Origin of the sequence: Rudaea sp., assembly GCF_036383415.1 — a bacterium.
Lineage (GTDB): Bacteria > Pseudomonadota > Gammaproteobacteria > Xanthomonadales > Rhodanobacteraceae > Rudaea.
In genome coordinates this window covers 1-13194 of the sequence record NZ_DASVOK010000364.1, presented here as the reverse complement: position 1 = coordinate 13194, position 13194 = coordinate 1, and the positions used below count along the sequence as shown (strand labels likewise).

General features: G+C 63.7%; 8 protein-coding genes and 2 pseudogenes. 4 read left to right on the top strand and 6 right to left on the bottom strand.

The annotated features are described in order from the left end of the window. From VF497_RS13570 to nirB, 3 genes are all read right to left on the bottom strand, one after another. On the bottom strand, window positions 1–204 hold a 204-nt coding region (locus VF497_RS13570; protein ID WP_330889580.1), incomplete at its 3' end, for a hypothetical protein. Beyond that, window positions 201–572 (bottom strand): nitrite reductase small subunit NirD, encoded by a 372-nt coding sequence (gene nirD, locus VF497_RS13565; RefSeq protein ID WP_330889578.1) that lies wholly within the window; start codon window positions 570–572, stop codon window positions 201–203. The genes VF497_RS13570 and nirD, both read right to left, overlap by 4 nt. Next, the gene (gene nirB / locus VF497_RS13560; RefSeq protein ID WP_330889576.1) at window positions 569–3028 is read right to left on the bottom strand and encodes a nitrite reductase large subunit NirB; all 2460 of its coding nucleotides are present in this window, start codon (window positions 3026–3028) and stop codon (window positions 569–571) included. The genes nirD and nirB overlap by 4 nt, the downstream gene beginning before the upstream one ends. Before the next feature lie 396 nt (window positions 3029–3424). On the opposite strand from nirB, the pseudogene VF497_RS13555 reads away from it, so the two are divergent. Further along, window positions 3425–5662: pseudogene (locus tag VF497_RS13555) on the top strand (NADP-dependent isocitrate dehydrogenase). Window positions 5663–5808: 146 nt separating this feature from the next. Beyond that, the gene (gene icd / locus VF497_RS13550) at window positions 5809–7176 is read left to right on the top strand and encodes an isocitrate dehydrogenase (NADP(+)) (RefSeq protein ID WP_330889574.1); all 1368 of its coding nucleotides are present in this window, start codon (window positions 5809–5811) and stop codon (window positions 7174–7176) included. A 36-nt stretch (window positions 7177–7212) separates the two neighbouring features. Here icd and VF497_RS13545 read toward each other — a convergent pair whose 3' ends face one another. Beyond that, window positions 7213–7407 (bottom strand): hypothetical protein, encoded by a 195-nt coding sequence (locus VF497_RS13545; RefSeq protein WP_330889572.1) that lies wholly within the window; start codon window positions 7405–7407, stop codon window positions 7213–7215. Between the two features lie 142 nt (window positions 7408–7549). Here VF497_RS13545 and VF497_RS13540 point away from each other — a divergent pair, with 142 nt between their 5' ends. Continuing rightward, window positions 7550–8449, top strand: a complete 900-nt coding sequence (locus VF497_RS13540) for a LysR substrate-binding domain-containing protein (protein WP_330889570.1) — start codon at window positions 7550–7552, stop codon at window positions 8447–8449. Between the two features lie 410 nt (window positions 8450–8859). Here the strand turns inward: VF497_RS13540 and polA are convergent, their stop codons facing one another. Continuing rightward, window positions 8860–11616: a DNA polymerase I gene (gene polA, locus VF497_RS13535; RefSeq protein WP_330889568.1), complete on the bottom strand. Its 2757-nt coding sequence runs from the start codon at window positions 11614–11616 to the stop codon at window positions 8860–8862. A gap of 160 nt (window positions 11617–11776) precedes the next feature. Between polA and VF497_RS13530 the strand changes: the two genes are divergently transcribed. Beyond that, window positions 11777–12322 carry a hypothetical protein gene (locus VF497_RS13530; RefSeq protein ID WP_330889566.1) on the top strand — a complete coding sequence of 182 codons (546 nt, stop codon included), beginning with the start codon at window positions 11777–11779 and terminating at the stop codon, window positions 12320–12322. 106 nt (window positions 12323–12428) lie between these two features. On the opposite strand, the pseudogene VF497_RS13525 reads toward VF497_RS13530, so the two are convergent. Next, a pseudogene (locus VF497_RS13525) lies at window positions 12429–13194 on the bottom strand (AMP-ligase); the annotation flags it as partial.

Sequence of the window (13194 nt, the reverse complement as noted above, 5' to 3'; positions counted from 1 at the left end):
GAGGTGCAGTGCGCTGCCCTTGCTGCACAGGCGACCGAAGTTGGCCGGATGTTCGGGATCGCCGCGAACGCCGACGATCGTCTCCGCGCCGTCATCGTCGAGCGCCGTTTCGATCAGCACGCCGCAGCCCACGCCGCAGTAGCAGCAGGTCGACCGCGTCGTGCGCGCCGCAAGCTTGGGCGAGGCTTGCAGCGAGGCGTTCATGCCACCGCACAAGTTTCGCGTTCGGCCACGGCGGTGCTGCCGCGTGCGTCGGCACGATTCAGGAACACCTCGCCGTTCTCGCAGCGCACGCGAAAACAGGCCGTCGCGCCAACGTCGGGCTCGACCGCGCGGCCGCTGTCGAGGTTGATCACCCAGGCATGCAGCGGACAGGTCACGCGCGCGCCGTGCACGATGCCCTGCGACAGCGGACCGCCCTTGTGCGGGCAGCGATCGTGCAGCGCGAACACGCGATCGTCGAGCGTACGGAACAGCGCGATGTCGGGCCGTCCGTCAATGCGCACGACGCGCGCGCCGGATGCCGGGATATCGTCGAGGCGGCAGATGTACAGCCAATCGCTCCTCGTCATGCCGATTCCTCCACGAGCACGGCCTTGATCGGTGCGAACTGGCGCAGGTCGACCGCGGCCTTCTGCGGCTCGTGCCACGGATCAGCCTCATCGCGCAGCGCGTCCTGCAGGCGCGCCCATAGCGCGCGGCGGCCTTCGTCATCGTCGAGCACGCGCTTCTTGCAGTAGTCGAGACCGACGCGGCTGACGTAGTGCACGGTACGTTCGAGGTAGTGACCCTCTTCGCGATAAAGCTGCAGGAACGCGCCGGCATATTCGAGCACTTCCTCATGCGTCTTCAGCTTGCAGAAGAACTGGGCGACGTCGGTCTTGATGCCGCCGTTGCCGGCGACGTAGATCTCCCAGCCCGAATCGACGCCGATCACGCCGACGTCCTTGATCCCCGACTCGGCGCAGTTGCGCGGGCAGCCCGACACCGCGAGCTTGACCTTGTGCGGCGCGTACATGCGCCACAGCGCCTTTTCGAGCTCGATGCCCATGCGCGTGGAGTCCTGCGTGCCGAAGCGGCACCACTCCGAGCCGACGCAGGTCTTCACCGTGCGCAGCGCCTTGGCGTAGGCATGGCCCGAGGGCATGTCGAGATCGCGCCAGATGTTCTGCAGGTCTTCCTTCTTCACGCCGAGCAGGTCGATGCGCTGGCCGCCGGTGACCTTGACCGTCGGAATCTGGTATTTGTCGACGACATCGGCGATGCGGCGCAGTTCGCTTGCATTGGTGATGCCGCCCCACATACGCGGGATCACCGAATAGGTGCCATCTTTCTGGATGTTGGCGTGTGCACGCTCGTTGATGAAGCGCGCCTGCGGATCGTCCCTGGCTTCGTGCGGCCAGGTCGAAATCAGGTAGTAGTTGAGCGCCGGCCGGCAGGTCGCGCAGCCGTTCGGCGTCGACCACTCCATGAACGCCATCGCTGCCATCAGGCTGGTCAGCTTGTTCTCGCGAATGGCCATTCGCACCTCTTCGTGCGAGTAGACAGTGCACGCGCAGATCGGCTTCTTTTTCGGCGCGGCCGAATAGTCGCCGCCGAGCGCGCTCGCGAGAATCTGTTCAACAAGGCCCGTACACGAGCCGCAGGAACTCGACGCCTTCGTATGCTTGCGCACCGCGTCGACCGTGAACAGGCCCTGGGTCTTGATCGCCTTGACGATGTTGCCCTTGCACACGCCATTGCAGCCGCAGACTTCGGCGTCGTCGGCCATGGTCGCGGCGCGACTCTCGCCGCTGTGGCCGGTATCGCCGAGATTGGCTTCGCCGAACATCAGCGTGTCGCGGATGTCGTCGATCTTGCGGCCTTCGCGCAGCAGCTTGAAGTACCAGGCGCCGTCGGTCGTGTCGCCGTAGAGGCAGGCGCCGACGAGCTTGTCGTCGCGGATGACGAGCTTCTTGTAGACGCCACCGATCGGATCGGCGAGCGTGATTTCCTCGGTGTCTGCGCCGCCGTTGAAATCGCCGGCCGAGAACAGATCGATGCCGGTGACCTTGAGCTTGGTCGAGGTCACCGAGCCCGAGTAGATGCCGATGCCGAACTCGGCAAGGTGATTCGCGCAGACCTTGGCCTGCTCGAACAGCGGCGCGACGAGACCGTAGGCGATGCCGCGATGCGCGGCGCATTCGCCGACCGCGTAGATGCGCGGATCGTACGTCTGCATCGTATCGGAGACGAGGATGCCGCGATTGCATTGCAGGCCCGCGGATTCCGCGAGCGCGGTGTTCGGGCGGATGCCGATCGCCATGACAACAAGCTCCGCGGGAATTTCTTCGCCGTCGGCGAAACGCACCGCGCGCACGCGGCCGTGTTCGTCGCCGAGAAGTTCCTGCGTCTTCCTGTTCATCGCGAACGTCAGTCCGCGTTGTTCGAGCGAGAGCTTGAGCAGTCCGGCCGCGCTCGCGTCGAGCTGGCGTTCCATCAGCGTGTCGAGCACGTGCACGACGGTGACGTCCATGCCACGCAGCTTCAATCCGTTCGCCGCTTCGAGGCCGAGCAGGCCGCCGCCGATGACGACGGCGTGCTTGTACTTCTGCGCCGCACCGATCATCGCGTGCGTGTCCGCGATATCGCGGTACGCGAGCACTCCGTCGAGATCCTTGCCCGGAATCGGCAGCATGAACGGGTTCGAGCCGGTCGCTAGCAGCAGACGATCGTACGTCGCCTCGGTGCCGTCTTCGGCGATCACGCGCCGTTGCCTGCGGTCGATCTTCACGATCTTCTTGCTGGTGTGCAGGGTGATGCCGTTGTCGTGATACCAGTCCCAGTCGTTGAGCACGATCTGCTCGATCGTCTGCTCGCCGGCGAGCACAGGCGATAGCAGGATGCGGTTGTAGTTCGGATGCGGCTCGGCACCGAACACGGTGATGTCGTAGAGGTCGGGCGCGAGCTTGAGCAGTTCTTCCAGCGTGCGCACGCCGGCCATGCCGTTGCCGATCAACACGAGCTTCTGTTTCGCCTTGACGTTCATGCTTGCACCTCGCGGTCTCGTGTTGCAGAGCAGCAAGCGACGTGCCAAGCAGAAAAACAAAGCTGAAACAATGAGATGAGTCTTTCGCTCGTCGACCTGAGCGCACGATTGTGGTGCAAAGAGGCGTGATCGAGCCCCGACATCGTGCGCCTGCCAGGCAAACGCACGACCCGGAACGCCGGTCGGTTCCCCCACGCGCGGTTCGCGACGTTCGCCAAGGCGATAACCGGTTGCTGCCCTTTTTCTACTCGGCGCATGCACGTTTTTGCTACGCTTACGTGCTTTTTTCTTCCATTCGTCGCTCGACCGTCGAGGCTTGTCGGGACCATCTCGTCTCGTTCAAGGGACCGCTGACTCAGCGGCTGCGGCGATCGAAACAGCCCGCAAGAGAACCTCATGACCGCCGCAAACCCCAGAATCATCTACACCCTCACCGACGAAGCGCCGCGCTTGGCCACGGCTTCGCTGTTGCCGATCATCCAGGCTTTCGCCAAGCCGGTGGGCATCGAGGTGGCGACCAGCGACATTTCGGTGGCCAGCCGCATCCTCGGCCAGTTCCCCGAGGCGCTGAGCGAGGCGCAGCGCGTGCCCGACAACCTGGCTGAGCTGGGCAGGCTCACGCTCAAGCCCGAGGCCAACATCATCAAGCTGCCCAACATCAGCGCCTCGGTGGCGCAGCTCAAGGCGGCGATCAAGGAACTGCAGGACAAGGGTTACAAGATTCCGGACTACCCGGAAAGCCCGAAGACGGACGAAGAAAAAGACATCCGCGCGCGCTACAACAAGTGCACCGGCAGCGCGGTGAACCCGGTGCTGCGCGAGGGCAACTCCGACCGCCGCGCGCCCTAGGCGGTCAAGGAATACGCGCGCAAAAACCCGCACCGCATGGACGAGTGGAGCCAGGCGTCGCGTTCGCACGTGTCGCACATGCACGGCGGCGACTTCTATCACGGCGAAAAGTCGATGACGCTGGATCGCGCGCGCGACGTGAAGATGGAGCTGATCACCAAGAGCGACAAGACCCTCGTGCTCAAGCCCAAGGTCTCGCTACTCGACCGCGAGGTGATCGACTCGATGTTCATGAGCAAGAAGGCCCTGCTCGCCTTCTATGAAAAGGAGATCGAGGATGCGCACAAGACCGGCGTGATGTTCTCGCTGCACGTCAAGGCGACGATGATGAAGGTGTCGCACCCAATCGTGTTCGGCCATTGCGTGAAGATCTTCTACAAGGACGCCTTCGCCAAGCATGCCAAGACCTTCGAGGAGCTGGGCGTGAACGTCAACAATGGCATGGTCGACCTGTACACCAAGATCGCCGCGCTGCCGCAGAGCCAGCAGGACGAGATCAAGCGCGACCTGCACGCCTGCCACGAGCACCGTCCCGAGCTGGCGATGGTGGACTCGGCCAAAGGCATCACCAATTTCCATTCGCCGAACGATGTCATCGTCGACGCCTCGATGCCGGCGGCGATCCGCAGCGGCGGCAAGATGTACGGTGCCGACGGCCGCCTCAAGGACGTCAAAGCGGTCATGCCCGAATCGACCTTCGCCCGCATCTACCAGGAGATGATCAACTTCTGCAAATGGCATGGTGCCTTCGACCCGCGCACGATGGGCACGGTGCCCAACGTCGGCCTGATGGCCCAGCAGGCCGAGGAATACGGCTCGCACGACAAGACCTTCGAAATCACCGAGGACGGCGTCGCCAACATCACCGACCTCGCCACCGGCGAGGTGCTGATGAGCCAGAACGTCGAGCAGGGCGACATCTGGCGCATGTGCCAGGTCAAGGACGCCGCCATCCGCGACTGGGTCAAGCTCGCCGTCACGCGCGCGCGCAACTCGGGCATGCCGGTGGTGTTCTGGCTGGACGCTTATCGTCCACACGAAGCCCAACTGATCACCAAGGTCAAGATGTACCTGCACGAGCACAATACCGCCGGGCTCGACATCCAGATCATGAGCCAGGTGCGCGCGATGCGTTACACGCTGGAGCGCGTGATCCGCGGGCTGGACACGATCAGCGCCACTGGCAACATCCTGCGCGACTACCTGACCGACCTGTTCCCGATCATGGAACTCGGCACCTCGGCCAAGATGTTGTCGATCGTGCCGCTGATGGCCGGCGGCGGCATGTACGAAACCGGCGCCGGCGGCTCGGCGCCCAAGCACGTGCAGCAGCTGGTCGAGGAAAACCACCTGCGCTGGGATTCGCTCGGCGAGTTCCTGGCCCTGGCCGTAAGCCTCGAGGAGTTGGGCATCAAGAACAACAACGCCAAGGCCAAGCTGCTGGCCCGCGCGCTCGACGCCGCCACCGGCAAGCTGCTTGATAACAACAAGGGTCCCAGCCCCAAGACCGGGCAACTCGACAACCGCGGCAGTCATTTCTACCTCGCGTTGTACTGGGCCCAGGCGCTGGCCGCGCAGACCGAGGACGGCGAACTCGCCGCCCGCTTCAAGCCGCTGGCCGATGCCCTGGCCGCCGCCGAAACGAAGATCGTGGACGAACTCGCGGCCGTACAGGGCAAGCCGGCCGACATCGGCGGCTATTACCTGCCCAACACGGGCAAGACCGATGCGGTGATGCGGCCGAGCGCGACCCTTAACGCGGCGCTGGCGGCATTCGCGGGTTGAGGACGAGCAAGCGCGGCGCCGGCCGCCGCCGCGCATAACGCGCGTCGATTCGATCCTGCGCTCCCAACATCGGGAGCGCAGCGGGTCTGTGTGTGTTCCTGATACGCTTGCACGCCTTCTCGTCTACTCAAAAACGCGAGCAACCCATGGCCGAACCCACCTACACCGCACCCGCCGGCGGCGGCAAGATTGCTATCCAGCACGGCAGGCTCAACGTCCCGGACAATCCGATCATCCCGTTCATCGAAGGCGATGGCACCGGCGCCGACATCTGGCGCGCCTCGGTGCGCGTGCTCGACGCGGCCGTGGCCAAGGCCTACGGTGGCAAGAAGAAAATCCACTGGCTCGAAGTGTTCGCCGGTGAAAAATCGAACAACCAGTTCGGCACCTGGCTGCCGAATTCGACGGTCGAGGCCTGCCGCGACTACCTCGTTTCGATGAAGGGTCCGCTGACCACGCCCGTCGGCGGCGGCATCCGCTCGCTCAACGTTGCGTTGCGCCAGATGCTCGACCTTTACGTCTGCCTGCGTCCGGTGCGCTGGTTCAAGGGCGTGCCGTCGCCGGTGAAGACGCCGGAGAAGGTCGACATGGTGATCTTCCGCGAGAACACCGAGGACATCTATGCCGGCATCGAATATGCGGCGGGTTCTGAAGCCGCGCAGAAGTTGTTGGACTTCATCGCGCAGAACGATCCGAAGGCGTTCGACAAGATCCGCTTCGGCACCAAGGCCAAGGCGGAGGCGTGGCAGAAGCAGCTCGAAGCGATCGGTGCGCCGCATCGAGAAGTCGGCGTCGACGTCGGCATCGGCATCAAGCCGGTCAGCTACCTCGGCACCGAGCGCCTCGTGCACAGCGCGATCAGCTACGCGATCCAGAACAAGCGCAAGTCGGTGACCCTGGTGCACAAGGGCAACATCATGAAGTTCACCGAAGGCGCATTCCGCAACTGGGGTTACGAGGTCGCCGAGAAGTTTTTCCCGAACCACACCTACACCTGGGAGACCTGGGAGAAGACCAAGGCCGCGCAGGGCGAAGCCGCCGCGAATGCAGAGCAGAGGGCCGCGCTCGCCGCCGGCAAGGTACTGATCAAGGACGCGATCGCCGACATCACGCTGCAGCAAGTGCTCACGCGCCCCGACGAATTCGACGTGATCGCCACGCTCAACCTCAACGGCGATTATCTCAGCGACGCGCTTGCCGCGCAGGTCGGCGGCATCGGCATCGCGCCGGGTGGCAACATCAACTACCTCACCGGCCACGCCGTGTTCGAGGCCACGCACGGTACCGCGCCGAAGTACGCCAACCTCGACAAGGTCAACCCGGGCTCGGTCATCCTCTCCGGCGAGATGATGCTGCGCTATATGGGCTGGCTTGATGCGGCCGATACGATCATTAGCGCGATGGACAAGGCGATCGCGAACAAGAGGGTGACCTACGACTTCGCGCGTTTGATGGATGGCGCGACCGAAGTGAAATGTTCCGAGTTCGGCGACGAGCTGATCAAGAACCTCTGATGTGACCCGCAGGGGCGCGCGGCACCCCTGCCTGCTTCAACGCAATCCGACCAGTTGCGTGTGCGGCAGGCCATCTTTCTGCTGCCTGCATGTGTTCGCGGCACACACTGCCGATTGCTCCGCGCTGCGCTCGTGCTGCGCGATGCGCACGATTTCGCTCGGCGAAAGATGTTGATCGGTGAACAACATTCCGAGCGACGATTCCTCGAATTTCTTGAGCCAGGAAAGCATGACGTACTCCGAGTGAGTCTTGATGGACGTACAAGTTACGCTTGCGCCATGCGGCAAAAAAGCGATAGTTTTGCAAGTCTGAGTTGAGCTGGATTCAAGGTTGGATTTTCTTTCTCCCACCGGGAGAAGGGAGTAAAAACCCATGAGCAAGCCGCCGCTGCATACCTTGCAAGCCTTCGTCGCCGTCGCGCGCGAGAAGAATCTGACGCGCGCGGCCGCGCAGATGAATCTCACGGTCAGCGCATTGAGCCATCAGATGCGCGCGCTCGAGGAGCGGCTCGGCCGCAAGCTGCTCGAACGCGGCCCGCGCGGCGTGAGTCTGACTCCGCACGGCACCCGCCTGCTCGACGAAGTCGCGGTACACGTCGACGGCATCGAGCGCGTGTTCGCGCGTGCGCGTGAGCAGCCGGCGAACACGTTGACGATCAGCGCGCTGCCTTCGTTCTCGTCGAGCTGGCTGATGCCGCGCCTGCCCGCGTTCATGGCCAGGCATCCCGGCCTCGAATTCAACCTGCAGACGACAACGGCCGTGGTCGACTTCGATCGTGAGCCAGTCGATGCCGCGCTGCGTTATGGTGCGGGCACTTGGGCCGGTCTGACCTCGGAGCATTTGCTCGACGAACAGCTTGGGCCGATCGCACATCCTAAATGGCTCAAGGAACTCGGCAAGCCCGCGCCGGCGGATCTCGCAGGCTGGCCATTGCTCGGCGAGTACGACGACAACAGCGCGCATTGGCGACGCTGGTTCGCCGAATTCGGCGGCACGCTGCCGAAGCGCTATGTGGCGAGTTTCACCGACGTGGAATTGCTGCACCGGGCGGCGGCGCAGGGGCTCGGCGTCGCGATGGGACGCCTGCTGCTGGCAAAGCCGCTGATCGACAACGGCGCGCTGATCGTGCTAACGCGCGAGCGCATGCCGGCGAAGTACGGGCACTACCTCGTCTATCCGCCGTGCTCGGCCAAATATCCGCCGCTGATCGCGTTCCGCGAATGGCTGCATGGCGAGATCGCACGCTCACCGCCGAAAAAGGCGGCAAAGTAGGGAGATGTCTTTGAGAAGTGCGGCCAAGGACGGCCGCTTTTTGACTTTCGCTATCTATCGGGACGATTGCATGGATACACCCAAAAAAAAAGCCCCGAAAGCTTAGGGGGAAGCTTCCGGGGCCGGGTCCGAAGGCGGATCTGGGGAGGGATCGGCCTTCGTGGGCTGGACCAGGGAGGTGGGCCAGCCGAGGTGCCGTTGCGTGCACCGGTTAGTTAGTTGTGGTTGGAGCGGCGGAAGTTCAAGGCAAAGCGAAAAATTAACCTGTTCGGTTTAGTTTTCATTCATGGGCTGAAAAATCAGGCAGTTGCGTGAGCCGCTTTGCGCGTACAAGGCGAGATGAAAAATACTTCATCTTCGGCTTCGCAAAGATTGCGCTAAAGCGTGCCGTTTTTTTGTGCGGCAAGCGCTCAATGCGCCTCGTCCCAGTTGTCGCCGACGCCGATACCGACGATCAGCGGCACCGCAAGTTCCGCCGCATGCATCATGCGTTCGCGCACGCCGTCGGAAATTTTCTTCACCGCATCTTCGCGCACTTCGAACACGAGTTCGTCGTGCACTTGCATGATCATGCGCGCCTCGCTCTCGAGCGAGCGCAACCATACGTCGACTGAAATCATCGCGCGTTTGATGATGTCGGCAGCGGTGCCCTGCATCGGCGCGTTGATCGCCGCGCGTTCCGCGCCCGCGCGCAGGCCCGCGTTGCGCGAGTGGATTTCGTAGAGGTAGAGGCGTCGGCCGAACAGCGTTTCGACGTAGCCGTCGCGATGCGCCTGCTCGCGCGTGCGCTCCATGAATTCGCGCACGCCCGGATAGCGCTCGAAGTAGCGCTTCACGTACTCGTTCGCCTCGCCGCGCTCGATGCCTAGCTGGCGCGCGAGACCCCATGCGCTCATGCCGTACATCAGGCCGAAATTGATCGCCTTCGCCGCGCGACGCTGGTTCGCGTCGACCTGCTCGGGCGGCACGCCGAACACCTCCGCCGCGGTCGCGCGGTGCACGTCCTGGTTGCCGTGGAACGCGGCGAGCAGACCCGGGTCGCCCGACAGGTGCGCCATGATGCGCAGCTCGATCTGCGAATAGTCGGCGGCAAGAATCTTGAAACCGCTCGGTGCGACGAAAGCCTGGCGGATGCGGCGGCCCTCTTCGGTGCGGATCGGGATGTTCTGCAGGTTCGGATCGTTCGACGACAAGCGCCCCGTCGCGGCGACCGCCTGGTGATAGCTCGTATGCACGCGCCCGTCGCGCGGATTGACCGCCTCGGGCAGCTTGTCGGTGTAGGTCGAGCGCAGCTTGGCCAGCGTGCGGTAATCGAGGATCAGGCGCGGCAGCTCGTGCTGGTTCGCGAGCGCTTCGAGCGCTTCCTCGTTGGTCGACGGCTGGCCGGTCGGCGTCTTCACCGACACCGGCAATTTCAATTCGTCGTAGAGCAACGCCTGCAATTGCTTCGGCGAATCGAGACTGAAATGACGGCCGGCGACATCGAACGCACGCTGCTGGATTTCGAGCAGCCGCTTGCCGAGTTCATTGCTCTGCTTCCTGAGCTTGGCAACGTCGATCAGCACGCCGGTCTGCTCCATGCGCGCGAGCACGGGCACGAGCGGCATTTCGATGTCCTCGAACACCTTCTGCAGCGTCGGCACGGTTTCGAGCTTGGCCCACAGCGCCTCGTGCAGGCGCAGCGTGATGTCGGCGTCCTCGGCCGCGTAGTCGGCCGCGACGCGCACATCGACCTGAGAGAACGGTATCTGTTTCGCGCCTTTGCCGGTCACGTCCTCGTAGTGGATCGTGTCGACACCGAGGTACTTCTTCGCCAGCGTATCCATGTCGTGGCGGTTGCCCGAAGAATTCCACACGTAGGATTCGAGCATCGAGTCGTAGCGCACGCCCTGCGCGGCGATGCCGTAGCTCGAAAATACATTCATGTCGTACTTCGCATGCTGACCCAGTTTGGATTTCTTCGGGTCTTCCAGCAACGGACGCAGAGCGTCGAGTACGGCAGTGCGATCAAGCTGTCTGGGCGCGCCGGGATAGTCGTGTGCGAACGGCACATAGGCCGCGTGCCCCGGTTCGACCGAGAATGAGACCCCGATGATCTCGGCGCGCATCGGATCAAGGCTGGTCGTTTCGGTGTCGATGCAGATCAGTTCGGCTGCTTCGAGGCGTTTGATCCAGGCGTCGAAGTCGGCTTGTTCGAGGACAAGATCGTAGCGCGACGGCTGCGAATTCTTCTCCTCCTGCACGGGCGCCGGCGCTGGTGCCCCCGGCGTTGCTGCCAGTGGTTCCGCCTCTTCCTTCGCGTCGGCAGCAGCGGTGCCGTCGAGCTCCTTGAGCGCCGCCTTGAATTCGTAATGCGTGTAAAACACGCGCAACTTGTCGACGTCCGCGTTGCGCAGCACGAGATCATTCGGTTTTTCGGCAAGCGCGACGTCGGTCTTGATGATCGTCAGCGTGCGCGACAGCGGCAGCCGCGGCAGCGCTTTGCGCAGGTTCTCGCCGATCTTGCCGCCGACCTTGTCCGCGTTCTCGATCACCCCATCGAGCGTGCCGTATTCGGCCAGCCATTTCGCCGCGGTCTTCGGCCCGCACTTCTCGACGCCGGGCACGTTGTCGACCGTGTCGCCCATTAGGGCGAGATAGTCGGCGATCTGGTCGGCGCGCACGCCGAACTTCTCGACGACGCCTTGCTCGTCGAGCGTCGTGTTCGTCATCGTGTTGACGAGCTTGATGTGTGCGTCGACGAGCTGTGCCATGTCCTTGTCGCCGGTTGACACGATGACGTCGATGCCCTGCTCCGCCCCCTGTTTGGCGAGGGTGCCGATCACGTCGTCGGCCTCGACGCCTGCGACGCGCAGGATCGGAATGCCGAGCGCGTCGACCATGTGCAACATCGGTTCGATCTGTGCCGCGAGATCTTCCGGCATCGCCGAACGCGTCGCCTTGTATTCGGGATACAGTTCGTCACGGAAGGTCGGTCCCGGTGCATCGACGACGAACGCGATGTAATCCGGCTTTGCCTTCAGCGCGAGACGCACCATGTTGTGCACAGTCAGCAACGCGCCAGTCGGCTCGCCGGCGCGTGTGGCGAAATGCTTGTCGTACGTGGCGTGGTAGCCGCGATACAGATAGCCGGAGCCGTCGATGAGAGTCAGGGTCTTGGCGGACATGCGCGGCGCGAATTCTCTTGGGGCCGTGAGCTTGGTCCAGTCATGCACGATTTGCAATCGTGAACCGTTGCCGATGCGGAGAAGAAATGACGCTCTGCTTCATGCCGTTTTCACGCGCGCTTTGTTATTCTCGCAACAGAAATTCTGACGGAGGAGAGCCATGCGCAAGTTGCTTCCCGTGATGCTCGCTTGCGGTCTGATCGCCGCTCAGGTCCACGCCCAGGCTCAGAAGAAAACGGACGACGGTCTGCCTCCGGTGCAACCGCCGCCGGCGATGGATGATCCGCCAGCTTCGACGTCGCAAACGCCACCCGCGACGAACAAGGCGAAGACCGTGCCGATCGCGAACTCCGACGCCGAGGTCAAGGCTGCTGCCGAGGAAGCCAAGCGCCATGCCGCGCAGCCCGTGCCGGCCCTGCCACCCGAACCCGAAAAGAAATTCGACAGCCCCGGCCTGCCGCCCGAAGTGCAGAAGGCCGCGGAGGCGACCGAGTTGCCCGTGGTCACCGTGCGTCAGGAAGGCAACGAGACGATCACCGAGTACCGCAAGCGCGGCAAGATTTTCGCCCAGTACTTCAAGTCGAAGGACAGCGGCGCGGAGAAGTGGTACGTCGATCCGGGTTACAAGGGCCCGATGCCTCCTGACCTCGACGCCGGCATGCACGGCAAGCCTGGCGCCGTGCAGTACAAGCTGCTCGGCTGGTGATCAGCATGGGGTTCGATTCATCGAACCGCGGTCTTTCGCGACATTGGAAACTGCCAGCCGGGCGCGATCGTATTGAATTTCTTTCGCGCGGGGCGAAATCGCGCCCCTACAGCGCGGCAAGCAGCGCGTCGCGCGGCAGCTTGCCTGTCGCGTTGCGCGGCAACGCATCGACGATGCGCAGAGGCCGCGGCAGGAACGCAGGATCGACGGCGGCGCGCAGCGCATCGAGAATCTGTGCTTCGCTGAGCGTTGGCGCGACCGCAAGCGCGGCGATCCGGCGCACGCCCTGACTGCTGTCGGAATCCGCCTCGGCGTCGAGCTGGAAGACGACGCCGTCGACGACGCCATCAATCGCATTGAGTCGCCGGGTCAGGTCGGCCAGCGAGGCGCGCTTGCCGGCGATCTCGAGCAGATCGCTGTTGCGTCCGCACAGGTGGAAGCGCCGCCCAGGCAGTAGTTCGACGATGTCCTGCAGCACGGTCGGTTCCGTGAAATGCGCCGCGCTGGCGAGCGTGCCGTCGGGTTGCGGGTGCAGCTCGATACCATCATAAAGCGACCACGGCTCGGCGAGCGCGGTGCGACGTTGCGCAATCACGCAGGTTTCGGTCGAACCGAACAATTCGATCACGCGCGTCGCGAACCGCGTTTCGACCGCTGCGGCGAGTTCGGCCGACAGCGGCGCGGTTGCGGTGACGATCGCGGCAAGCGGCGGCAGCGCGACGCCAGACTCGTGCAGCGCGCGCAGGTGGAACGGCGTGGTCACGAGCACGCGCGGTGCGGGCATTGCCGCGAGCGTGGCGGCGATGTCGGCGGGCAGCAGCGGCTGCGAGTCGTGGATCGCAGCGCGCGAGCGCAGCGGCAGCAGCACCGAC

Coding starts and splice junctions, on each gene's coding strand:
- nirD (WP_330889578.1), bottom strand. CDS start 572: ATGACGAGGAGCGATTGGCTGTACATCTGCCGCCTCGACGATATCCCG.
- nirB (WP_330889576.1), bottom strand. CDS start 3,028: ATGAACGTCAAGGCGAAACAGAAGCTCGTGTTGATCGGCAACGGCATG.
- icd (WP_330889574.1), top strand. CDS start 5,809: ATGGCCGAACCCACCTACACCGCACCCGCCGGCGGCGGCAAGATTGCT.
- VF497_RS13545 (WP_330889572.1), bottom strand. CDS start 7,407: ATGCTTTCCTGGCTCAAGAAATTCGAGGAATCGTCGCTCGGAATGTTG.
- VF497_RS13540 (WP_330889570.1), top strand. CDS start 7,550: ATGAGCAAGCCGCCGCTGCATACCTTGCAAGCCTTCGTCGCCGTCGCG.
- polA (WP_330889568.1), bottom strand. CDS start 11,616: ATGTCCGCCAAGACCCTGACTCTCATCGACGGCTCCGGCTATCTGTAT.
- VF497_RS13530 (WP_330889566.1), top strand. CDS start 11,777: ATGCGCAAGTTGCTTCCCGTGATGCTCGCTTGCGGTCTGATCGCCGCT.